Source organism: Halovenus aranensis (genome assembly GCF_900100385.1).
Taxonomy (GTDB): domain Archaea; phylum Halobacteriota; class Halobacteria; order Halobacteriales; family Haloarculaceae; genus Halovenus; species Halovenus aranensis.
Genome location: NZ_FNFC01000005.1, coordinates 90,383 through 111,718, shown reverse-complemented (window position 1 = coordinate 111,718; position 21,336 = coordinate 90,383). Strand labels below are relative to the sequence as shown.

Below are 21,336 nucleotides of genomic sequence, written 5' to 3'. Positions count from 1 at the left end.
ACTGCGGCAGATAGGTTTAATTTCGGGAATACCTATCCATCCAGACGGGACCACCGGACCCGGTTTGCGGTGTCGGCTCGGCTGGTCCAAAACGGGGCAACTAATGTCACTAGAAAAATACTTTCCCGACTCGATACGGAAAAGCTACACTCGCAAGTTTGCACTGTTTGCATTGCTCATTTTGGTGGTCGTCGCCGGTATTGGCCTCTATGCCCAGACGCAGGTTTCCGCAGAGGTGACAGACCAACAGGAGCAGACGTTACTGGGGAACACCCAACTCGAGAGTGACAGTATCCGTCAGTGGATCGACACGCAACGCCAAACTGCCAAATCACTGTCCGAACACAGAGGGCTGGCTGCAGGGGATTCAGGCGGCGTTCGTGCGACGTTGAACGAAAAACTCGAGGAACAGCCACCGGAGGTAGTTGCACTCCACTATCTCAACTACGAGACGGGACAAATCACCGCAAGCACACAGACTCAGCGAGAGGGAGACCAGATTACCGATACCGATATTGTATGGCCTCAGGAACAGCCGTTCAGTGAGCTTGCGCTCGATGACTCACAGACGGTTATCCAGTCTTGGGTGTACACCTCGTCGTCGGGAAACACGTCGATAGCGATGCTCTCGCCGGTGCCAGAGAGTGACCACGCAGTGGTGATGGTGCTCGAAACCGCCGAGCGCGCCGAACAGTTCAGAAGCTCTATCGACGGCACCACAACTACTGTCATCGGCAGTACGACCGGAAGTGTGCTGTTCGACAGGGACGAGACCACGCTGTTGACGCAGTACGACCGGGACGGAGCGACGCCGATTCTCTCCGCAATCGAGGAAAACGAGGGTGGGACACTGACTACCGACAACGACCTCGTTGCCTTCGCACCGGTCGGCGGCGCATCGAACTGGGTCACAATCAAGCGGGCGCCGAAGTCGACGGCGCTGAGCACCCAGCGGCAGGTTCGGAACAACGTGATTGCCCTTGTCGCGGCTGCGCTTCTGGGGCTGCTCGTGTTGGGCGTGATGATTAGTCGCGGTCCGGTTCGCTCGCTCACGGAACTGTCCAATCAGGCGACTGCCGTGGCAAACGGCGATATCGACAACACCGTCACCGACGAGGGTCGTATCGACGAACTCGGGCAGGCCAGAGATGGATTCCGAGACATCACCGCCTACCTCGGCACCGTCGCCGACCAGGCTGATGCGCTCGCCGAACAGCGCTTCGATGCCGATGTGCTCGACGAGGAGGTTCCGGGCCGACTCGGTGACTCGCTCGACGATATGCACGACGATGTCCAGCAGTTCATCGCAGATGTCGAGAACGCACGCGAGGAGGCAGAGCGGTCCCGCGAGGAGGCAGAGCGGCTGGTCGACACCCTCGAAACGCAGGCCACGGAGTTCGGGGCCGTCGTCGAACGGGCCGCCGATGGCGACCTCACCGCGCGGCTGGACACCGACATCGACAACGACGCGATGTACGAGATTGCCACCGGCGTCAACGGGATGTTAGCCGACATCGAGTCGACGATACAGGAGATTCAGGGCTTCTCCCACGAGGTTGCGGCCGCAAGCGAACAGGCGAGCGCGAGCGCTCAGGAGGCCAAACGCGCCAGCGAAGATATCAGCGAGAGCGTCCAGGAGATAGCGAGTGGCACCGACGACCAGCGCGAGCAACTCGAACAGATCTCGAGCGAGATGAACAACCTCTCGGCGACCATCGAGGAGGTCGCGTCGACGGCACAGAATGTCGCCACCACCTCACAGGAGGCCGAGGAGCTGGCAACGAGCGGCGAACACACCGCACAGGAGGCCATCGGACAGATGGACGACGTCCAGCAGAAGATGGTCGACACGGTCGACAACGTCGAGGCGCTCGACGAGTTGATGACCGAAATCGACGAGATTGTCGACCTGATCGCCGACATTGCCGAGCAGACGAACATGCTCGCACTCAACGCGAACATCGAGGCCGCCCGCGCCGGTGACGGCTCCGGCAGCGGCGAAGGGTTCGCCGTCGTCGCAGACGAGGTCAAACAGCTCGCCGGCGAGACGCAGGCTTCTGCCGACGATGTCGCACAGCTCGTCGCAGAAGTCCAGGAACAGACCAGCGCCACCGTCGCCGAGATACAGGCCGCCGAACAGCAGGTCCGCGAGACCAGCGATGCCGTCGCGGAGACGGCCGAGGCGTTTGCCAACGTCGCCTCGAACATCGAAACGACGAACGACGGCGTGCAGGAAATCAGTGAGGCGATGGACGACCAGGCTGCAAGCTCCGAAGAAGTCGTCGCGATGGCCGACGAGGTCGCCGACATCAGTCAGTCGACGGCCGCCGAATCAGAGACTGTGTCGGCAAACGCCGAGGAACAGGCGTCTTCGATGACCGAGGTGACGGCAAACGTCCAGTCACTGGCCGAGCAGGCCGAAAGTCTGCAGGCCCGACTCGAAAACTTCGAGGTTGGTGACGAACGCTCTCAGACTGCCTCAGCACACAGCGACGACTGACTGCGACCCGACGCGTTGACTGTCGACGGCCGATAGAGCGTGGCAGATCTGACCTGTGACGAGGATTCGCGGGGTAATATTTATCGACCTTCCACGAGACGACAGTAGTATGACGGATTCAGCTGACTCGGAGACGGTCTCGGTCGCACTCGACACGGAACTGCTGGCAGAGATTGAGGGTCGGTACGAGGACCTGGGATACGGCAGCATCGAAGCCTTCTTCGAACAGGCGGCCGCCGACGCTGTCAGGCACCCGGAGTTCGACCGCGGCGACCTGCGTGCGATGTTGACCAGCGAGGTCGACATCCAGGCTGAGAGACTTTCGACCAGCGCAGAGGTCACCGCCGACATCGGCGTCGACGAGCCGTCTGGTGACAACGCGTGGGACTGGCTGCTCACCGAGACGGCCGCGGTCGACCTCGACCGACGCGACGACTACGCACAGGAGCGCATCGTGACGACGCTCAACGACCTCGTCAGCGGCGAGTGGCGTAATCCAACCGAAGACCTCGAATCGCTCGCGGACGCGCCACACGACAAACTGCTCATCGGACCCTTCCGGCTCGGCTGTCGTGTCGATACCCAAAAACAGGTGCTGTATGTCCTCCGTATCCGGATGCGCGGCGAGTAGGACGCCGGTGTTACTCGGTGGCGTTCTGTGGCTCACCCGCAGCACTGGTCGGCGTCTGTGACTCGTCTGTGTACGGCAGCGTCGCCGCGAGTCGGTCGGCGACTTCGGGGCTGATTACGCCGGCCATCTCCATTGCTTCCCGCTCGTACTCCTCTAGGTCGAGAATACTCCTGAAAAACCACGAGAGAACGACGTACCGGTCGTGGTGTGATTCGGCTACCTCTCGCCCGTCGCTCGTGAGTGTGACACCCTGGTAGGGTTCGTGTCTGACCAGCCCCTCCTCATCGAGACGCTGACACGTTTCGGTGACGGTCGCCGGCGACCGGTCGAGTTTGTCGGCGATTTTGTCGAACGGAACCGGCCGAGACCCACGACTCTCCTCGATGTAAACCGCGAGAAGATACTCTAGCTTGCTAGTCATCGCTCCCTCCGTCTGACGGGATAACCTCGATGGCGACCTCCTCTGTGCATCACGTGACTCCTATAATTTAGGTGTACCTAAAAGATAAAATAGCTTGTGGTGCTCCTTTCATCGATTCGATTCCGGACACCTGGCTCGAACGCGGTTTTAGGCGATGCGAAAACCTCAGATATACCGCATAATATTAGAACAAATCTGTTTTTCGCGGCTTTTCCACAATTTCAGGGGTTTTAGGCGGTACGAAAAAGCATTATTTTTATTACACTTGCTGTCGTAGTAGTCGTTGTGATGAGTTCCGAAAGCCTCAGACAGCAGACCCAGAATTACCTGACTAACAACGTCCCGCAGATTCAGCAACACGGCGGCTCCTTCGAGGTGAAAGAGGTCGACTCAGAGCGCGGTCACGTAACCGTCGCCATCGGCGGCACCTGCTCTGGCTGTGGCATCGCGCCGATGACGATGAACGCAATCGAGAGCCGACTCCCCGAGAGCGTCGACGAGCTTGAGGACGTCGAAGTCGTCCGGTCGACGCGACCCGACGCGGCGGTGATGCCCTCGAAGACCGACGAGATGGAGACGATGAGCGAATACGAAGACTACAGCCCGCCGTTCTGAGAGATCGCCATCCAGTCACTCGTCGCTGGCGTCGAACTCGTGGCCACACTCCGGACAGGTAACCTCGTCGTGGCGTAACTCGACGCTGTGCTCTCGAACGTCGCGCATCACCTCGGAGATGCGGTCTTCAGCCTCTAGCTCTTCTTCGACCGAGAGGTCGACGCCCTCGACTTCGAGCAGGAACTTCGCCACCTCGGTCGCCTCGTACATCACATCGTCGAGTTCTTCGGCGGTGAAAAAGTCCGACATCGCGCCATAGAGGAACGTCGCGCCGGCCATACGAACTTTCTCCTCGAAGGAGCTACGGGCCTGGTTGACCGCCTGTGGAGAGTAGGTATCTGTCATAAAGGGAACGAGATGGGGAAGATTCTCGCCGATTTTCGTCATTTCGACGCCCGTCTCGGTCCGGAAGTCGGCACACAGCCGGGCGATAGCCCACTCGCGGGCCGTGATGTACGTCCGCTCGCGCAGGAACTCGTTTGCGCGGTCGTAGGTGCTGCCGTCGATTTTCTGGAACTTCTCGTATTTCTGTACGTCCGCCGGCACGTCCGAGACGGCGGTGTCACTGCCCCCGTCCCCAGTCTGTCCGTCGGTGTCGGCTGCCGGCTGTGTCTCCTCGTCGGCCCGCGGTTCGTCCGACGGCGCAGGGTCCTCTACCATGCCCGACTCTGCGAGCGCCGGCAGAAAAAGCGTGTCGCCGCTAGGAATGGATGTAACTGGTGAATGCGCTGGCGGGCTTTCTTGCTGTTCTGCATACAGTAGCTCCGTTCTCTCCAGCAGCGATAACTACCACCGAACCTCGAAACCGTCATCGCCCTGTGGCTCCTCGTAGGTGACCTCCACGTCGTCGACGCGGGCCGCCGAACTCCCCTCGTGACAGAACTCGACCATCGCCTCGACTGGCTCCTGTGACCCCTCGAAGACCGCCTCGACGCGGCCGTCGTCGAGATTCCGAACCCAGCCGTCGACGCCGCGTTCGCGCGCGGTGTCCCGTGTCGTCGCCCGAAAGTAGACGCCCTGTACCTTGCCCGAGACGTAGACGTGTGCTCGCGTCCGGTCGCTCATGCGCGTCACTTCGAGGGGGGCCCTCAAAACGATACCTCACTCTCCGAGGTTGTCACCGCCGCCGTTCCGGAGGAAGTGAAAGAGGTACGTCTGGGTGTAGCCGGCGTACTCGCCGCCGAGGGCCTCCCGGATTGCCCGCGAGGTCTCGGTGTAGTTCCCGCGGTCACAGTCGGGGTAGTACTCCTCGATTGTCCCGCGAATCCAGGTGTCGAGGGGGACTGCCTCGTCGTAACCGAGCGAGAACAGCAGGATACAGTCGGCGACTTTCTCGCCGACGCCGACGAACTCGGTGAGTGCCTCGCGCGCCTCCTCGTAGGGCAGGTCACGAACGTCGATGGGCGTTCCCTCGGTGACCAGCTCGGCCGAGCGCTGGACGTAGGGCGCGCGGTAGCCAAGCGAGAGGTCCCGAAGTTCTGTCTCGCTGGCGGCGGCTAGCTGTTCCGGGGTCGGATAGGCGTGATAGGTCGAGTCGTCGAACTCGACCGGCGTGCCAAAGGCCTCGCGGAGAGACTGTTGCATCTCGTGGATGCGGGAGACGCGCATCTGGGCCGAGCAGATAAACGAGATAAGCGAGCCAAAGGGCGGGTCGTTGACCAGCCGCATTCCCCAGTAGGCCTCGTAGGCCTGCTCGACGAGTTCGTCGTCGGGAGCGGTTGCTCGGATAGCATCGAGGTCATCGCCGAGCCGGAGCCGACGGGTCAGCAGAGATTCGGCGTCGACAGTCGCCTCCCAGTCGAGACGGTCGTCGCGCTGGCGGACCCGGACGACCACAGGCTCACCGTCGACACGGGCAGTCGTCAGATACCAAGCGTCCCCGCCGTACTGTGTCGTGTCGCCGAAATCCTCTCCGTCTTCGCGCCACCAGAGATACGATTGCCCGCTCTCCAGTGTCGACTGGAGGTCGAATCCACTCGGTAGCGCTGACAGGTCGATAGCTCCCTGTTCCATCGTCTATACGGTAGGCTGGGACCGTCTTGTCCGTTTCGAGTTCCACCTGGTTCATGAAAGACAGCAGACATTCGGGCTAACCTTCATATTCGTCGACCGTCAAAATATGGATATGAACTGCAGAGTTGTCGTCGAAGCGGCTGTTCCCGTATACGACGTGGAAACGCCCGACGAAGCGGTTCGTATCGCCATCTCGAAGACCGGCGAGATGCTGAACCCCGACCTCAACTACGTCGAGATAAACATGGGCGAGCGGACCGCTCCTTCCGGCGAGGAGTTGCCGCCGGCGTTCATCGCAGCCGACGAAGCACTCGTTGCACTGGAGCTGGAGATGACCGTGTTCAACGTCGAGCGAGAGGAACACGCCGCTCGTATCGCTCGAAAGGAAATCGGCCAGCGCCTCCAGAACATCCCACTCGACGTACTCGAAATCGAGGTCATCGAGGAAGACGACGACGAGGACTCGACCGAGGACACTGCTGAGGAGCCCACCGACGACACCGCCGAGGAGAGCACCGAGGAGACACCGGTCCAGAGCCCGGAGACTGACGACGAGGTCCTCCCCGAGTTCGAGGAACTCATCGACGAGTAACGATACCGGTCACTTTTCCTTCGGTTACGATTTCCCGAGAGCCGCCGCCTTCGGCAGATGCGGCACTGTCGGGTAGTGGTTGACGCGCCACTTGGAGTGGCAGAAATTAGTCGGCGGCAGCAGAAACCGGCTCGGTCTCCTCAGTGGTCATTTCCGAGGTGATGTCTCGTGCGAGAGCAAAGACGGCTTCTTTGTGTTCGGTCTTCGACTTGTGAATCGAGGTTGGTTGTACGCCAAGAGAAATGTACTCGTCGTGGTCGACCGTGTCTCCTGTTTTTTCTTCGTAGTGATTCTGTACCTGGGCAAGGAGACCGTGAAGGTGAATGAGCTCCTGCTTTTTCATGGTCGTCTTACCATATAGACTGGAGGGTTATAATGGTACTCTGAGTACCGTTAACACACTTCTGCCGAGATTTGCCCTTTCAGCCCCCCTCTGGCCAATGTATCCCGTTCTCTCAGAAACTGTTTCGAAAGCGCTCCTCCTGGATAATATGATAGATATTGGACAAATACATTATCAGAAAGCATCTGAGCTATGAGAAAATACACAGTGGTAATTACTGCGGGCGAATGCAGCGTTATTGGGCGTAGCTCTGGACGGCCTCGTAGACGCGTTCGGTTCCCCACTCGACGGCGTCGACGGGGACGCGTTCGTCGCCGCTGTGAACGAGTTCGAGGAAGGGAAGGTCGTCGAGTTGCATCGGAATAAAGCCGTAACTCTGTACGTCGACCTGTGCGAGGTGGCGGCCGTCGGTCGCGCCGGCCATCAACAGCGGAATCGGGACGCCACCGGTCTCGGCTTCGAGTATCGCGCCGAGTTCCTCGAAGGTGTCGAGGTCGGCCGACGGCGGGCCGGAGTCGAACCGGACGACCTCAAACTCGGGGTCTTGGCCCGTCACCGCGCGCAGTTCAGCCATCACGTCCTCGGGCTTCTGTCCGGGGACGAGCCGACAGTCAAGGAAGACGGTGACCTCCTCGGGGACCACGTTCTCTTTGTCACCGCCGTCGACGATTGTCGGATTCGCCGTGTTGTGGAGCAACGCGTCGAACATCTTCGTCTCTGTCTCCATCGCGTCCAGAACGCCGTCGGTCTGGTCGGGGTCGAGCAGTGCCTCGAACTGCTCGGCTTGCTCGGGCGGGACGGCATCGGCCAGTGCTTCGAACATCTGTTCGGCAGCGGGCGTGATATGGACCGGCAGGCGTTGGCTATCGACGGTCTCGACGAACGACGACATCTTGCCCATCGCCGTCCCCTCGTGTGGGAACGAGGCGTGCCCACTGTTGCCCCGGAAGGTCGCTTCCAGCCAGCAGACCTGTTTCTCGTTGACCTGAATCGGATAGGTTTCGACGCCGGCCAGTTCGAGGTCGTAGCCGCCGAACTCGCCGATTGCGTGGTCGATATCGGTAAACAGTTCCGGGTGTTCCTCGACGAGATAGCCCAGTCCGTCGTCGCCGCCACCCTCCTCGTCCGAGACGACCAAGAGATGTACGTCACCTGGTGGCTGTTCGTCCTCGGCCGCGAGTCGAAGGAACGTCGCGAGAAACATCGCAACCCCCGATTTCATGTCGAGCGCCCCGCGACCCCACACGTGACCGTCCTCGATTACAGCCTCGAAGGGGTCGTGTGTCCAGTCCTGGCCGGTGACGGGGACGACGTCGACGTGGCCATAGAGCAACAGCGGCGGGCCGTCGCCCCCAGAGACGGTACTGAACAGGTTCGGACGGTCTGGGTCCTGTGCGTAGGTGTCGTATTCGAGGCCGTAGGCGTCGAGCAACTCGCCAATCCAGTCGATACAGGCCTTCTCGTCGCCCGGTGGGTTGACCGTCTCGAACCGAATCAGGTCCTGAAGTAATCCGACGGGGTCGTCGTGTACGTCGGTTGACACCGCCGCCTCGTGTGTCGCCGTGTCGTGTTCGGACATGTCATCCTCTCGCAGGCCGGCGATAATAAAAGGTTCCCGACGGGGAGTGTCGTTCCGAAACCGACAAACACCGGACAGGCAAACGGCAACCAATGAACGTACTGGAGCGGTACGACCCGCTCGTCGACGATGTCGAGGCATTTCGAGCGGCCTGTGACCGCCCGCTGCCGTCGGTCGTCCGAGCGAACACAATCAAGACGACAGTCGGGCGTACGCGACAGGCGCTCGACGAAGTGGACCTCGCCCACGAGCAGGCGGCCTGGCACCCCGGTCTGTTCCGGCTACCCAACGACCAGCCAGGGTCGAACTGGCCGTACGTCCACGGCTGGCTCCACGGCCAAGAGGAGGTGTCGGCACTTCCAGCACGCGTCCTCGACCCACAGCCCGGCGAGCGCGTCTGGGACGCCTGTGCGGCCCCGGGGAGTAAGACGACACAGCTCGCCGCGCTGATGGAGGATACCGGGCTGGTGGTGGCGACTGACAACAACCTCGGCCGGCTCTCGGCGCTGCGCTCGAACACGGAACGGCTGGGCGTGACGAACGTCGCGGTCACCCGCGAAGACGCCAGGAACCACTCGCTCAAACCGTTCGGGTTAGAACCCTACGACCGCGCCCTCGTCGACGTGCCCTGTTCCTGTGAGGGAACGATACGCAAAAACCCGGACACGCTGGACGAGTGGACGCTCGAACACGTGAACGGTATTGCCGGTGTCCAGCGGGCGATTCTCGGCCGCGCTATCGAGGTGACCCGCCCCGGCGGCACCGTCGTCTACTCGACGTGTACGTTCGCGCCCGAGGAAAACGAGGCGATACTCGACTACGCGCTCGGGGAGTACCCCTGTCGCGTCGTCGACTTCGACTGCCCGCTCGAAGCCGCTCCCGGCATCACCGAGTGGCAGGACGAGACGTTCGACGAGTCGCTCACTCGCGCCAAGCGCATCTACCCGCACCACAACGACACCGGCGGCTTCTTCTGTGCGAAACTGGAGGTGACCGAGTGATGACCGACGAGAACGTCGGCGAGCGCTTCGACCGACTCCCGGCGACCGAGGACGAGCGCGTCGTCGAGGAGCGGCCGACCCGCCAGGAAGTGCTCGACTGGTTCGCCGAGCGGTTCGGTATCGAACCCCCGGTCTTCGAGGCGTACTCCTTCTGGGAGCGTGGCTCGGGGAAAATCTGGGCCTTCCGGGGCGAGGTCGAGTCGCCAGTCGAAATCCAGGCGCTCGGCATGACCGCCCTGCGAACTCGTGGAGAGCACTGGAAGCCGACGCTCGAAGCCGTCCAGCGCTTTGGCACACACGCCACGACGAACTGCCTCGAACTCACCGAGGACCAGGCGAGGCGCTTTTTGGCCGGCGAAGACCAGGAACTCGACTGGGACGGCGACTGGGGGTATCTCATCGTCACGCGTGAGATTGCCGGCGAGCAGGAGCCACTCGGGGTCGGTCTCTACACCTACGGCGAGCTCGCGTCGATGGTTCCAAAGGGCCGCCAGCGCGAGCTTTGAGCCGACGAGGTCGTGTGAGTACGGTCAAGCTACCGCTCTCTGACCGTGCCGCCGCTCAGTCCCTCCCATTCGACGGCGTAGCCCAGACGGCTGAGAACCGCGCTCGTCTCCGAGAGGTCGTACGCGTCGAGCACGTCCTCGACCGCCGCGAGTGACATACCGGGCGTTACCGCTTCGTCGACGGCATCGAGTACCGCCGCTCTGACGAGCGTCCCGCCGACGCGCTCGTGGTCGGGGAAGGATACGTCGTCGAGCGTCTGCTTGCTCACCCCATACTCCTCCGAGAGCGCTTCCAGTGTCACCACGTCGGCCTTGGGGTGGCGTTCTTCGGGTAGTGTCTCGGCGGCGTTGGCCTGTAGCTCTTCCTCGTAGCGCCGGAGCGCGTTCCGCACGTCCTTGATGCGGACACTCCCCGAGTAGGGGATTGCGCGGTGGTCCCGGGCCTCGATTTCCTCGCCGACGCCGAGGCTCTCGTCGACCGCGACGAGCAACTCGACGTCCGCGACCGCCTCAAGTCGAGCCAGCTTCTTCTCGACGTACTCGGGGGTCCAAAAACCCATAATCTCGAAGTAGACCCGGAAGTCACCGAACTCGTAGTCGAGGGCGAAGTCGGGGATGACGACGTGTTCGCCGGCCGCGACCGCGTCTGGCTCGCGAACCAGCGTCCAGTCGAGTTCCAGCGACTCGAAACGGCGGGCGAACTCCGCCTCGACGCCGCTGTCGTAGGTGACCTCGGTCACCGGCTCGACGCCTGGCACGGTCACGTCTGCGTCTGTGAGAACGAGCTCGCGCTCGGTGCCACGGTCGTCGACGGTTGCCTCCAGTCGCCACTCGGCGGCTTTGGCGACGGTCCTCAGCAGGCGGGCGAATCGCGTGCCGTACCGGCGGGTCTTTTCGAACAGCGCGTCTGGACCGGTGACGACGACTTCGCGGTCGTTGCCCCCGACAGCCCGGCGTTCGCTCTCGGGCAGGCGGCGTATCTCGTACAGCAAGCGGAGTCGTTTGAGCGCCGAGACGACGGCTTTCGGGTCACTCGACCGGATTCGAATCTCGGTCGCGTCGAACAGCGCGGTCTGAGCGAGCGAGAGATTGTACTGTTCGACGAGCTCGGCCGGGGACCACCGCGGGTCGACCGCCGCGAGTCCCTCTCTGGATTCGAGGTCGGCGTACAGCGACGCTTCGACGGCCTCGGGCGTGGCGTCTAATCGCTCGGCCGCTCGGTCGAGCGCGGCGGCCCGTTGGCCCTCGGTCACGACGCCGACGGCCTCGCCGGCGACGAACGCCGCCTCCCGCGCGTCTTCTGGAGCCAGCGGCGACTGCACCTCCCAGGTCGCCTCGCGGTCGAGCAGTTTGGCGAACCCGCGGACGAGTTTGAAATCCTCGCTCTCGCGCTCGATATCCGACAGCGCCTCCTGCAAGGTCTCGCGGCGCTCGCCGACGTGGCCCTGATAACAGCCGATGACGCGGGCGGCCACCTGCTCGTGGTCCTCGTCGGCGAACTGGGGGTGATAGCCGCCGCGCCGGGAGACACGGAGGAGGTCTTTGGTCAGCACACTCTCACTCCGTACAGCACGGTGAAAAACGGTGTGGCACTGGCGCGTGCTTCGAGTCGTGGTTCAGGGCGGGAGCAACAGGTTCCAGTACCCGAGGAACGCGCTCATAAACAGCAGGCAGGCCGCGACGAAGCTGTAGTGGAGTCGCGTCCGGAGCCGCCAGTCCCCCTCCAGCCATAGTCGGACGCCGAGCACGCCGCTCACGACCGAGGCGACTGCGCCGACCATCGGGAGTACGAACGCCAGCCGGTACACCAGTGACGGGTCCGACAGCAACGCGAACACGTCCCAGAACAGGTAGACGAACGTAGACAGGACAAAAACCGCAAACGCGTTGCCACCGACCCAGAGACTCAGCTTAGCCAGCCGGGAGCGGTTCGACCGACACGACGCCAGCCAGTCGCGCCAAGATTCCCCGTCCTCTCGTGACGGTGACCACAGAAGCCACCCGGAGGCGACGCCGACCAGTGCCACGAGCGCTGCGACACCGTGCAACGATGCGGACTCGTACCACGGTTGCCGACCCAGTGCCGTCGGCGTGCCACCCAGGAACAGATAGGATATGTCGCCGTCGGATTCGCCGAACGCGAGCCGCTCGCCCGTCTCTTCGTTCCGGAAGACGAGCGGTTCGAGTTCGACCCAGCGGCTCTCGTCTCCGTCGTTATCGAGAACCAGCGCACCGTCGTCGGCGACGGAGACCTCAACGGCTACAGCCCCGAGGTTGGTCAGGAAACTGTCGTGTGCGTGTTCACCGACGGACAGCGAGCGGTACGTCCCCTCCAGTTCGCTCCCCCGTGTGGGGCCCGTATCGGCTGGCATGCTGTCGCTCTCGGTGTCGGGTACCACATCCTCGAGGACTTTCTCAGGAATTTTCTCGCGTGGTCCGGCCGCGTCGTTGCTGTTGAACGTGATGAACAGGCCGAACCCCCACTCCGGAATCAACACCATCTTGCTGTGGAACGTGCGGGTCGCGCCGCTGTGATGGAGGACGCGGACTCCCCCGTAGTTCTGTTCGATAAGACCCAGCGTCATCCCAGCGAGCGCTTCGTGGTGGGTGAACCACTGCCGGTGGAGGAGGTCGACTGTTTCGGACGCCAGAACGCGGTCGCCGTCGACAACCCCGTCGTTCAGGTGGAGTTGCATGAACCGGGCCATGTCGTTCGCCGTCGTCGACAGTGCACCGGCGGGCGCGATGCCGAGGCCAGCGAACTTCCCGTCGACGTTGGCGGCGTCGTGGCCGGTCGCGTGTGCCTCCGAGAGGTCCTGGGGTAACGGCTGGCGAAAGCTGCTCGCCCCCATCGCGGCTGGCGCGAACAACAGCGAGGACATCGCCTCGTGGAACGGTCGGTCCGTGACAGCGGCGAGTACCTGCCCGGCCAGTGCAGCGCTGTGGTTGGAGTACGCCCCGAGTTCGCCTGGCGAGCGGACCTGTGCCGGCATCGGGTCGAGATGGCGGGAGAGCGACCCGACGTCGGCGGGGTCGTCGTACCACATGCCGCGGTTCGTCGCCTCGAACCCCGCGGTGTGGGTCGCAAGGTTTCCGAGCGTCACCGGCTCGTTCCACGAGACGATATCGTCATCGAGGTATGCCGACACGGGCGTCGCCGGGTCGAGGTCTCCGCGCCGAATCAGTCGCGCAATCGCGGTCCAGACGACCGGTTTGGAGATTGAGCCGATACGAAACGGTGTCGTCGCTTCGGCTGGGCGGTCGGTCGTGCGGTCGGCGACCCCGTACCCTTCTGTCATCGTCACCTCGCCGTCTTTGACGACCGCGACCGCTGCCCCCGGAATGTCGTGTTCGTCGAGACTGTCGGTGAGTAGTTCGGCGACACGCGACTCGATATCGTCCAGGCCAACCGTCGACTGCCCGTCGGCTGCCTGTCCGGAGCCCGCTGTGACAGCGTCGCCTGCCGAGACACCGGCCGCTACCGCACACGACCCCGCAAGAAACCGCCGACGAGTCACGCACGGACGTGATATCGCAGTCTTGTCGCTGGTTGTCACAGAGGAACACGTTTACCAGGAAGTATGAATCTTGCCCGTAATTTCACCCACAGCAACTATGGGCGAAGACAGCGCCTGGACGGAGAGTGTCCCCGACGCTGGTAATATCCGCCGGTGGCGAAGTCGGAATGTGACTCCGGATACCAGATACTGGTAGATGACACGGGTCACCGCCGAGACGGTCTCGCTGGGCGAGTTCACCTTCGAGTGTGGCGAGACGATTCCGGACCTGGCAATCGCCTACGAGGCCTACGGCGAGTTCGACGGCGAGAACGCCGTCCTCGTCTGTCACGCGCTCACCGGGAGTCAGAACGTCGCCGACATCGGCGACGCCACGAGTGGTCAGGCGGGACAGGCGGCGGCCTGGTGGCACGATATCGTCGGCCCGGGAAAACCCATCGACACGAACGAGTACTACGTGGTCTGTGCGAACGTTCCTGGCTCGTGTTATGGCTCCTCGGGGCCGGCCAGTCACGCGCCAGACGGACGGGGTGCTGGCGAGCACGGCCGCTGGGGCCCTGCCTTTCCGGCGGTGACCGTCGGTGACTGGACCCGGGCCCAGCGTCGGCTGCTGGATGCGCTCGGCGTCGACCGCCTCCACGCGGTCGTCGGCGGTAGCGTCGGCGGAATGAACGCGCTGGAGTGGGTCGCTCGTTACCCCAGCGACGTGGACCTCGTCGCGCCGGTTGCGACGGCACCGCGACTCGACACACAGTGTCTGAGTCTCGACGCGGTCGCGCGCCGAGCCATCCGGTCGGACTCGAACTGGAATGGCGGTAACTACTACGATAGACAGCCGCCGCGTGACGGGCTCGCGCTGGCCCGACAGCTCGGCCACATCATGTATCTCTCGAAGGAGTCGATGGACCGCAAATTCGGACGACGCGAAGCCGACGGTGACACCGACGGGCACGACTTCCCCGCGGACCCGGCACGCGAGCGCTTTGCCTATCGTGACGTAGAGTCCTACCTCGACTATCAGGCTGCCTCGTTCGTCAAGCGGTTCGACGCGAACGCGTATCTGTATCTGACACGGGCGATGGACGCTTACGACCTCGCCGACGGGCGCGGTTCGACCGCCGAAGCACTCGTCGACTTCGAGGGCGAGGCGCTGGTCATCTCTTTTACCGGCGACTGGCATTTCACCGTCGAGCAGGCCGACTGCCTCACCGCGGCCTTTCGCGAGAGCGACACGCCTGTCACACACCGGGTCGTCGAGTCTGACCACGGCCACGACGCCTTTCTGGTCGAGACGGATGCTGTCGGCCCGCCGCTGGCTCGGTTTCTCGCCAACGGCGTCGAGAACAGAACGCAGTGTGTTGCCGACAGGTGAACTACCCCACCCTGCTCGCGCTGACGCGCTCGCTGAGGGTGGGGCTTCCTGCTTCCACGACGCGCTTTGCAGGAACAACTGCAGTTCCCGCAGGGAGCGCAGTCTCCACAGGCGTTCCTTCGGAGTGACCCACTCCTAGTTCGGTGAGTCCGCGAAAAAGAATGTTCCACGCTGCATTTGCGTCTCTGTCCGCCTCGAATCCACAGGCCGGACAAGAGTGTTCACGCACCCAGAGCGGTTTGTCTGTTTCGACGCCACACTGAGCGCACTCTTTGGTGGTGCCGTCAGGGTCAATCTCTACGAAGTGCGTCCCTTCCCGTTCACACTTCGTTTCGAGCATATCGGTGAAGGTGTTCCACGCTGCCGAGGCCGTATTGCGGCTGTTACGCGGCGATTCCAGCATCCCTTTCACGTCGAGGTCTTCGACCGCCACCAGTTTGTACTCCCGAGCGTAGTAGTTCGAGAGTTTGTGCAGGAAATCACGCCGCTTGCGCTTGATGTCGAGATGGCACTCAGCAACACGCTGACGTTGCTTCTCCCAGTTGTTCGACCCATGCTCTTTGCCCGAGAGTTTCCGTTGCTCTCGTTCGAGCCTGTCGCGTTCCTCCGAGAGGTCGAGTGATTCGACTGCTGTGCCGTCTGTATCGTGGGCGTACTTCAGAATCCCCACGTCAATCCCGACCATCTCGTCAGTGTCAATATCCGGCAGCGGTGGCTTGGCTGGCGGTTCTGTGTCCATCTCGATGCCGAAGATAGCGAACCACTCGCCGGTTTTCTCCTTTTTGAGCGTGACTTGTTTAATTGTGGCGTCCTCGGGAAGCGGTCGGTGAAGTTCGATAGGAATATCGGCGAGTTTCGACAGTGACAATACAGTCTGACCACCCTTCTTGTCGAGTTCGAAGCCAGACTGGTTGTAGGTGAAACTGCGAAACTCGCGTGGTGACTTCCACCGAAGTTCACCGATCTTGTACCCTCGTTCTTTGAGTTGGCCGAGGCGTGTGATATTCTTCGCAATCCGCATGACAGTGGGTTGAAGCACTTTCGAGTACACGTCGGTGAGTGCGTCCCACCAGTCTTTGAGGTCGGGAAGCTCGTCACGAATCGTGCGGACACGCTGTTTGACGGTGCCCTCGTCTTCGGGAATCTGGTTGAAGCGATACAGGGCGTGGTTGTAGAGTTGCCGACAGGTATCGCGGTGGTAGTCCAGCGTCTCACGCTGGCTTTCGGTCGGCTCGAGGCGATACCTGTAGTTGTAGTTCATGCTCGTTGGTCTTCGACGTACTCTTTCAACACATCCAATGAGACTTGTCCTGTCGAGATGAGACAGTACGAGTCATTCCAGAAGGAGTCGCCCCACAGGTCGGTTTTAAGTTCATCTTCGTACTCGTTGCGGATGCGTCGAGCAGTTGCACCCTTGACGGTGTTGATGAACTTCACGAGGTCTGTGGTCGGCTCAGCCCGGAACAGAATGTGAACGTGGTCGTCTTCGCCGTCGAGATTGGTCAGTGTGACACCATACTTGTCCGCGAACCCCTCGATGACCCCGCGAATGAATTGGGTTCGATCCTCGGTGAGCACACCACGCCGATACTTGGTGGTGAGTATCAGGTGGTAGTGGAGTGAATACACCGAGTGCGCTCCCGTGTCGAGGTCGTACTCCATTGGGTTCAGTCAATATTCGCAGAGCCTAGTAGAAAGAAGTTACGACTGCGTGGGCCTGTGGGTCGGAAATAGAACAGTGTATGGAAGACGATGACGGCGCTGTATCCCCTCCCTACTGCGCTCCTTGTCCGCTTGCGCGGACTGCGGTGCTGCTTGAGGGAGAGGGCTTAGCGCCTGCTATCAGCTAACGAGACGCTTTCCGGGGAGACTGTGGCCTGAAAAGATTGAATAGCCATCTCTGTGAACCGCTCGGGTATGTCGCTGGTCAAGGGGACGGTACACGGGCTCGCATCAATGGTACTCGTAGTCTTGGGGGCAGTGCTTACCGACACAATCAGACAGAACATCGAACTGTTCGAGCGGCTGTCGGAGCTGACAGTCCAGTTGCTCGTCGATGTGATGAATCTCCCGATTTCGGAGGAAGTCCCAGCATCGTTATTCCGGTCGGACTACTGACGGGTGTCTGGGTGTTCCTCTACGAGATAAAACAAGTCACGGCCTGACGGCCCCCACACGGCGGCTGTTGTCTCGCCGTGGAACCGTCCCAGGCCACTCTGGCTGTTTCGCCCGCGTCACGAGCCGCGGGCCGCCGGAACCGACTTGTGCTGTCCTCGCCCGCGCTCTGTCGTGTTAGTCGTCAGCGTCGTCGTCTTCTTCGTCTTCAGTCTCTGCTTCGCTCTCGTCGTCGTCTTCTTCATCTTCAGTTTCTTCCTCGCTCTCGTCGTCTTCTTCATCTTCAGTTTCTTCCTCGCTCTCGTCGTCTTCTTCATCTTCAGCGTCCTCTTCGCTCTCGTCGTCTTCTTCATCTTCAGTCTCTTCCTCGCTCTCAGTTTCGTCTTCGCTCTCGGTTTCGTCTTCGTCGCTGTCGTCGCCGAGTATCTCGGCCAGCGTCTCGCCGAGGTCGTCGATGTCGTCGTTAAGGAACGCCGTGATGGCGCTGTGAATCTCCGAGACGTGGTCAGGCACCTGATCGGGCAGTCCGCCCGGGGGACCGACCTCGCGGTCCTCGCTCGCGTTCGCCGCGTTCTCGCTTGCGTTGTTGGCTGGGTCGGCAGTATCCTCGGCGCGGTCGTCGGCGCTCTCGTTGGCTTCGGTCGCGCTCTCAGCGCTGTCTCCGTCATCGTCACTTTCGGCATCGTCGCTGTCGTCAGCGTCCGGACCTGCGTCGACAGGTGCGTTACCGTTGCCGGGGTCGTCAGGTGCACTCCCCTGGCCGGGGTTTGCATCGTTCTCTGTGACCTGTGCGCCTGCCTGCGTGGCGGTGCCGACGGCGGCGACGCCGCCAATCAGCACCAGTCCCGCAAGCATTGCCGCGAGTAGTTTCGTTGCGTTCATCGCATCCATTGCTCGTGTCGAGACCCACTTAACCCGGGTACTCGCTGTACCCGAATCGACCCGGATTTACCGGATTTGACGGACAGTTTAGCCCATTTAATCCGGATTAACCGTCTGCTCTGTCCCTCGTCCCCGACTGCGGCAGTTCCTGACGCGGCAGCCGTGTTTAGGTGGTGACCCCGCGAACCAGTAGACATGACACAGCAATCAGACGAGTACCGATTCGACACGCGCTCGGTCCACGCTGGGACCGACCCCGACCCGGCCACGGGTGCGCGCGCACCGCCGATTCACCAGAGCACCTCGTTCGTCTTCGAGGACCCCGACCACGCCGCGCGCTTGTTCGCGCTCGAAGAGGAGGGATACATCTACTCTCGGCTGCTGAACCCGACGACCGCACAACTTGGCGACCGACTGGCCGCCTTAGAAGGCGGCGTCGGTGCCGTCCCGACCAGTTCCGGGATGGCCGCCTTCGACCTCGTGACCTTCCTGCTCGCCTCGGCCGGTGACAACATCGTCTCTGCAAAGTCGCTGTACGGTGGCACCTACACGTACCTGAATCACACCGTCGAACGCCGTGGCGTCACGACGCGTTTTGTTGACACACTCGATTACGAGGCTTATGCGGAGGCCATCGACGAGGACACCGCCTACGTCCACATCGAGACGCTCGGCAACCCGGCGCTGACGACGCCCGACATCGAGCGCGTCGCCGACCTCGCACACGACCACGGCGTCCCGCTGTTCGTCGACAACACCTTCGCCACGCCCGCGCTCTGTCGCCCGCTGGAACACGGAGCCGACATCATCTGGGAGTCGACGACGAAGTGGATTCACGGCGCAGGCTCGACCGTCGGGGGCGTCGTCGTCGACGGCGGCTCGTTCCCCTGGGCCGACCACGCCGATACATACCCTGAACTCGCACAGGACAACCCCGCGTACCACGGCGTCAACTTCGCCGAACGGTTCGGCGAGGCCGCCCTCACATACGCCGCAATCGCCCGGGGAGCCCGCAGCCTGGGAAACTCACAGGCACCGTTCGACGCCTGGGTCACGCTCCAGAAGCTCGAATCGTTCCCCCTCCGTATCGAGCGCCACGCCGAGAACGCACTCACGGTCGCCCAGTTCCTCGACGACCACCCCGAAGTAGAGTGGGTCTCTTACCCCGGACTGCCAGACCACGAGACACACGAGGAGGCCAGCGAGTATCTCGACGGCGGTTACGGCGGCATGGTCACGTTCGGCCTCGGTGAGTTCGAGACTGCCAAGTCGGCGGTGGACAACACCGAACTCGCCTCGCTTCTGGCGAATGTCGGCGACGCGAAGACGCTGGTCATCCACCCCGCCTCGACGACACACCAGCAACTCACTGACCAAGAGCAACTCGAAGCCGGCGTCAAGCCGGACATGATTCGCCTCTCAGTCGGCATCGAGGACCCCGAGGACATTACCGCCGACCTCGACCAGGCAATCGAGAACGCCTGACTCACCTGTCCCAACTCACGCCGGGATTGGTGACGGCACCGTTTGCGGCCGACCCGAAATCGCGGACGTACTTCGCCAGAACGCCGGTCTCGTAGGCCGGCTGTGGGTCGTCGCGCTCGGCCAACCGTCTGTCGAGTTCCGCACCGCTGCGGTCGACCGACAGCTCACGGTTCGGGATGTCCACGGTCACGGTATCGCCGTCCTCGACGGCAGCAATCGGGCCGCCGACGTAGGCTTCGGGGGCGACGTGGCCGACCATCGGCCCCCGGGTCGCACCAGAGAACCGCCCGTCGGTGAGCAGCGCCACGTCGTCCTCGTGACCCTGGCCGACGACGGCGGCGGTGACGCCGAGCATCTCCCGCATGCCGGGTCCGCCGCGCGGTCCCTCGTTGCGGATGACGATGACGTCGCCGCTCTCGATGTGTCCCGCCTGGACGTAGGCCATCGCTTCTTCCTCGCTCTCGAAGACCCGAGCCGGCCCCTCGTGGTGGAAGGCCTCGTCGTCGCCGGTCACCTTCAACACGCTGCCGTCGGGGGCGAGGTTGCCCGAGAGTATCTTGATTGCTCCCGCGTCCTGTTTCGGCTCCGCGGGCGTATACAGCCACTCCTCGTCGATTTTCTCGTCTGACGGTAGCCGTCCCTCGGCTTCGAGATGGGCCAGTTCCTCGGCAATCGTCCGGCCCGTGACGGTCAATGCGTCGCCGTGAATCAGGTCCGCTTCGAGCAGTCGCCGGAGGACGACCGGCACGCCGCCGACCTCGTGGAGGTCGTTCATCACGTGTTCGCCGCCGGGCTGGAGGTCGGCAATCTTCGGCGTTCGGCGACTAATCTCGTCGAAATCGTCGACCGACAGGTCGACTCCGGCTTCGGCGGCAAGTGCGAGCAGATGGAGAACGCCGTTCGTCGAGCCGCCGACGGCGACCTGGAGCGCAATCGCGTTCTCGAAGGACTCCCGCGAGAGGAAGTCGCTGGGGCGACGCTGCTGTTCGATTACCTCGACAGCGAGCTCGCCGGCTCGCTGGGCCACCTCGTAGCGTTGCTCGCTCTCGGCGGGCGGCGAGGCGCTCCCGAGAGGCGCGAATCCGAGGGCCTCGCTAATCGAGGCCATCGTGTTGGCGGTGAACATCCCGCCACAGGAGCCGGCACCGGGACAGGCGTTGCGCTCCATCTCGTCGAGCTCGGCCTCGGACATCTCGCCCTGTGCCACCGCGCCGACGCCCTCGAAGACGTTCTGGACCGTAATCTCGCGCCCCTCGTGTTCGCCGGGTATGATAGAGCCACCGTAGAGAAAGACCGAGGGGAGGTCTGTCCGAATCGCCGCCATCAACATGCCGGGCAGGTTCTTGTCACAGCCGGCGACCGTGACGAGACCGTCCAGGCGCTCGCCGAAGGCGACCAGCTCGACGGAGTCGGCAATCAGCTCCCGGGAGATAAGCGACGCCCGCATCCCTTCGGTCCCCATCGAAATTGCGTCCGAGATGGTGATGGTTCCGAACTCGATTGGCATCCCGCTGGCACCGTCGACACCCTCGTAGGCACTCTCGGCAACGTCGTCGAGATGGACGTTACACGGCGTGATATCAGCCGCCGGGTTCGCGATTCCGACCATCGGCGAGGAGAGGTCGTCGTCGTCGTATCCCATCGCCCGGAACATCGCCCGATGCGGGGCGCGCTCGGGGCCGTCGGTCACCTCGTTGCTCGGTAGCTCGGGGTCTTTCCCGTGGTCTGCCGGTTGCTCACTCATTGGCTCGTCGTTGTCCCCG

Annotated in this window: 21 protein-coding genes; 9 read left to right on the top strand and 12 right to left on the bottom strand. The window is 62.6% G+C overall.

Features of this window, described 5'->3' with window-relative positions:
* Window positions 1-103: 103 nt before the first annotated feature.
* Together BLR34_RS06630 and BLR34_RS17360 are read left to right on the top strand one after the other, a co-directional pair.
* The gene (locus BLR34_RS06630) at window positions 104-2,500 is read left to right on the top strand and encodes a methyl-accepting chemotaxis protein (RefSeq protein ID WP_092700969.1); all 2,397 of its coding nucleotides are present in this window, start codon (window positions 104-106) and stop codon (window positions 2,498-2,500) included.
* Window positions 2,501-2,609: 109 nt separating this feature from the next.
* Window positions 2,610-3,131: a type II toxin-antitoxin system RelE family toxin gene (locus BLR34_RS17360; RefSeq protein WP_245683186.1), complete on the top strand. Its 522-nt coding sequence runs from the start codon at window positions 2,610-2,612 to the stop codon at window positions 3,129-3,131.
* A gap of 10 nt (window positions 3,132-3,141) precedes the next feature.
* Here the strand turns inward: BLR34_RS17360 and BLR34_RS06620 are convergent, their stop codons facing one another.
* Window positions 3,142-3,552: a metal-dependent transcriptional regulator gene (locus tag BLR34_RS06620; RefSeq protein WP_092700966.1), complete on the bottom strand. Its 411-nt coding sequence runs from the start codon at window positions 3,550-3,552 to the stop codon at window positions 3,142-3,144.
* A 288-nt stretch (window positions 3,553-3,840) separates the two neighbouring features.
* Between BLR34_RS06620 and BLR34_RS06615 the strand changes: the two genes are divergently transcribed.
* Window positions 3,841-4,167 carry a NifU family protein gene (locus BLR34_RS06615; protein WP_092700963.1) on the top strand — a complete coding sequence of 109 codons (327 nt, stop codon included), beginning with the start codon at window positions 3,841-3,843 and terminating at the stop codon, window positions 4,165-4,167.
* A gap of 15 nt (window positions 4,168-4,182) precedes the next feature.
* On the opposite strand, the gene BLR34_RS06610 is transcribed toward BLR34_RS06615, so the two are convergent.
* The 3 genes from BLR34_RS06610 to BLR34_RS06600 form a co-directional block, all read right to left on the bottom strand.
* Window positions 4,183-4,827, bottom strand: a complete 645-nt coding sequence (locus tag BLR34_RS06610; RefSeq protein WP_092700960.1) for a DUF5806 family protein — start codon at window positions 4,825-4,827, stop codon at window positions 4,183-4,185.
* Between the two features lie 126 nt (window positions 4,828-4,953).
* A complete protein-coding gene (locus BLR34_RS06605) occupies window positions 4,954-5,232 on the bottom strand; it encodes an acylphosphatase (protein WP_092700956.1) in 279 nt (92 codons plus the stop codon).
* Window positions 5,233-5,268: 36 nt separating this feature from the next.
* On the bottom strand, window positions 5,269-6,180 hold the full coding sequence (locus tag BLR34_RS06600; protein WP_092700953.1) for a DNA-3-methyladenine glycosylase family protein: 912 nt from the start codon (window positions 6,178-6,180) through the stop codon (window positions 5,269-5,271).
* A gap of 112 nt (window positions 6,181-6,292) precedes the next feature.
* Here BLR34_RS06600 and BLR34_RS06595 point away from each other — a divergent pair, with 112 nt between their 5' ends.
* Window positions 6,293-6,772: a DUF555 domain-containing protein gene (locus BLR34_RS06595; protein WP_092700950.1), complete on the top strand. Its 480-nt coding sequence runs from the start codon at window positions 6,293-6,295 to the stop codon at window positions 6,770-6,772.
* 106 nt (window positions 6,773-6,878) lie between these two features.
* Here BLR34_RS06595 and BLR34_RS06590 read toward each other — a convergent pair whose 3' ends face one another.
* Both BLR34_RS06590 and BLR34_RS06585 read right to left on the bottom strand, forming a co-directional pair.
* Complete coding sequence (locus BLR34_RS06590; RefSeq protein WP_092700947.1) at window positions 6,879-7,115, bottom strand: UPF0058 family protein; 237 nt, start codon at window positions 7,113-7,115, stop codon at window positions 6,879-6,881.
* Window positions 7,116-7,350: 235 nt separating this feature from the next.
* Window positions 7,351-8,694: a M20/M25/M40 family metallo-hydrolase gene (locus BLR34_RS06585; RefSeq protein ID WP_176765259.1), complete on the bottom strand. Its 1,344-nt coding sequence runs from the start codon at window positions 8,692-8,694 to the stop codon at window positions 7,351-7,353.
* A 92-nt stretch (window positions 8,695-8,786) separates the two neighbouring features.
* On the opposite strand from BLR34_RS06585, the gene BLR34_RS06580 reads away from it, so the two are divergent.
* Both BLR34_RS06580 and BLR34_RS06575 read left to right on the top strand, forming a co-directional pair.
* Window positions 8,787-9,695 carry an RsmB/NOP family class I SAM-dependent RNA methyltransferase gene (locus BLR34_RS06580; protein ID WP_092701253.1) on the top strand — a complete coding sequence of 303 codons (909 nt, stop codon included), beginning with the start codon at window positions 8,787-8,789 and terminating at the stop codon, window positions 9,693-9,695.
* Window positions 9,695-10,201, top strand: a complete 507-nt coding sequence (locus BLR34_RS06575) for a DUF7122 family protein (protein WP_092700941.1) — start codon at window positions 9,695-9,697, stop codon at window positions 10,199-10,201. Before BLR34_RS06580 ends, BLR34_RS06575 begins: the two co-directional genes overlap by 1 nt.
* A 29-nt stretch (window positions 10,202-10,230) precedes the next feature.
* Here BLR34_RS06575 and BLR34_RS06570 read toward each other — a convergent pair whose 3' ends face one another.
* Both BLR34_RS06570 and BLR34_RS06565 read right to left on the bottom strand, forming a co-directional pair.
* On the bottom strand, window positions 10,231-11,754 hold the full coding sequence (locus BLR34_RS06570; RefSeq protein WP_092700937.1) for a DUF790 family protein: 1,524 nt from the start codon (window positions 11,752-11,754) through the stop codon (window positions 10,231-10,233).
* Window positions 11,755-11,817: 63 nt separating this feature from the next.
* On the bottom strand, window positions 11,818-13,758 hold the full coding sequence (locus BLR34_RS06565; RefSeq protein ID WP_092700934.1) for a serine hydrolase domain-containing protein: 1,941 nt from the start codon (window positions 13,756-13,758) through the stop codon (window positions 11,818-11,820).
* 157 nt (window positions 13,759-13,915) lie between these two features.
* Here BLR34_RS06565 and metX point away from each other — a divergent pair, with 157 nt between their 5' ends.
* Window positions 13,916-15,091, top strand: coding sequence for a homoserine O-acetyltransferase MetX (gene metX, locus BLR34_RS06560; RefSeq protein ID WP_092700931.1), 1,176 nt, complete (start codon window positions 13,916-13,918; stop codon window positions 15,089-15,091).
* Between the two features lies 1 nt (window position 15,092).
* On the opposite strand, the gene BLR34_RS06555 is transcribed toward metX, so the two are convergent.
* Window positions 15,093-16,352 (bottom strand): RNA-guided endonuclease InsQ/TnpB family protein, encoded by a 1,260-nt coding sequence (locus BLR34_RS06555; RefSeq protein WP_092700927.1) that lies wholly within the window; start codon window positions 16,350-16,352, stop codon window positions 15,093-15,095.
* On the bottom strand, window positions 16,349-16,753 hold the full coding sequence (gene tnpA / locus BLR34_RS06550) for an IS200/IS605 family transposase (RefSeq protein ID WP_092700924.1): 405 nt from the start codon (window positions 16,751-16,753) through the stop codon (window positions 16,349-16,351). Before tnpA ends, BLR34_RS06555 begins: the two co-directional genes overlap by 4 nt.
* A 255-nt stretch (window positions 16,754-17,008) precedes the next feature.
* Here tnpA and BLR34_RS06545 point away from each other — a divergent pair, with 255 nt between their 5' ends.
* Window positions 17,009-17,209 (top strand): hypothetical protein, encoded by a 201-nt coding sequence (locus BLR34_RS06545; RefSeq protein WP_092700921.1) that lies wholly within the window; start codon window positions 17,009-17,011, stop codon window positions 17,207-17,209.
* Between the two features lie 174 nt (window positions 17,210-17,383).
* Here BLR34_RS06545 and BLR34_RS16905 read toward each other — a convergent pair whose 3' ends face one another.
* A complete protein-coding gene (locus BLR34_RS16905; protein ID WP_176765258.1) occupies window positions 17,384-18,088 on the bottom strand; it encodes a hypothetical protein in 705 nt (234 codons plus the stop codon).
* A gap of 195 nt (window positions 18,089-18,283) precedes the next feature.
* Between BLR34_RS16905 and BLR34_RS06535 the strand changes: the two genes are divergently transcribed.
* On the top strand, window positions 18,284-19,573 hold the full coding sequence (locus BLR34_RS06535; protein ID WP_092700918.1) for an O-acetylhomoserine aminocarboxypropyltransferase/cysteine synthase family protein: 1,290 nt from the start codon (window positions 18,284-18,286) through the stop codon (window positions 19,571-19,573).
* Between the two features lies 1 nt (window position 19,574).
* On the opposite strand, the gene ilvD is transcribed toward BLR34_RS06535, so the two are convergent.
* Entirely contained in the window at window positions 19,575-21,317 is a 1,743-nt protein-coding gene (gene ilvD / locus BLR34_RS06530) for a dihydroxy-acid dehydratase (RefSeq protein WP_092700915.1), read from the bottom strand.
* Window positions 21,318-21,336: the final 19 nt, after the last annotated feature.

Coding starts and splice junctions, on each gene's coding strand:
- BLR34_RS06545 (WP_092700921.1), top strand. CDS start 17,009: ATGTCGCTGGTCAAGGGGACGGTACACGGGCTCGCATCAATGGTACTC.
- BLR34_RS06610 (WP_092700960.1), bottom strand. CDS start 4,827: ATGGTAGAGGACCCTGCGCCGTCGGACGAACCGCGGGCCGACGAGGAG.
- tnpA (WP_092700924.1), bottom strand. CDS start 16,753: ATGGAGTACGACCTCGACACGGGAGCGCACTCGGTGTATTCACTCCAC.
- BLR34_RS06590 (WP_092700947.1), bottom strand. CDS start 7,115: ATGAAAAAGCAGGAGCTCATTCACCTTCACGGTCTCCTTGCCCAGGTA.
- BLR34_RS16905 (WP_176765258.1), bottom strand. CDS start 18,088: ATGAACGCAACGAAACTACTCGCGGCAATGCTTGCGGGACTGGTGCTG.
- BLR34_RS06555 (WP_092700927.1), bottom strand. CDS start 16,352: ATGAACTACAACTACAGGTATCGCCTCGAGCCGACCGAAAGCCAGCGT.
- BLR34_RS06630 (WP_092700969.1), top strand. CDS start 104: ATGTCACTAGAAAAATACTTTCCCGACTCGATACGGAAAAGCTACACT.
- BLR34_RS06580 (WP_092701253.1), top strand. CDS start 8,787: ATGAACGTACTGGAGCGGTACGACCCGCTCGTCGACGATGTCGAGGCA.
- BLR34_RS17360 (WP_245683186.1), top strand. CDS start 2,610: ATGACGGATTCAGCTGACTCGGAGACGGTCTCGGTCGCACTCGACACG.
- ilvD (WP_092700915.1), bottom strand. CDS start 21,317: ATGAGTGAGCAACCGGCAGACCACGGGAAAGACCCCGAGCTACCGAGC.
- BLR34_RS06620 (WP_092700966.1), bottom strand. CDS start 3,552: ATGACTAGCAAGCTAGAGTATCTTCTCGCGGTTTACATCGAGGAGAGT.
- BLR34_RS06575 (WP_092700941.1), top strand. CDS start 9,695: ATGACCGACGAGAACGTCGGCGAGCGCTTCGACCGACTCCCGGCGACC.
- BLR34_RS06585 (WP_176765259.1), bottom strand. CDS start 8,694: ATGTCCGAACACGACACGGCGACACACGAGGCGGCGGTGTCAACCGAC.
- metX (WP_092700931.1), top strand. CDS start 13,916: ATGACACGGGTCACCGCCGAGACGGTCTCGCTGGGCGAGTTCACCTTC.
- BLR34_RS06600 (WP_092700953.1), bottom strand. CDS start 6,180: ATGGAACAGGGAGCTATCGACCTGTCAGCGCTACCGAGTGGATTCGAC.
- BLR34_RS06605 (WP_092700956.1), bottom strand. CDS start 5,232: ATGAGCGACCGGACGCGAGCACACGTCTACGTCTCGGGCAAGGTACAG.
- BLR34_RS06535 (WP_092700918.1), top strand. CDS start 18,284: ATGACACAGCAATCAGACGAGTACCGATTCGACACGCGCTCGGTCCAC.
- BLR34_RS06595 (WP_092700950.1), top strand. CDS start 6,293: ATGAACTGCAGAGTTGTCGTCGAAGCGGCTGTTCCCGTATACGACGTG.
- BLR34_RS06615 (WP_092700963.1), top strand. CDS start 3,841: ATGAGTTCCGAAAGCCTCAGACAGCAGACCCAGAATTACCTGACTAAC.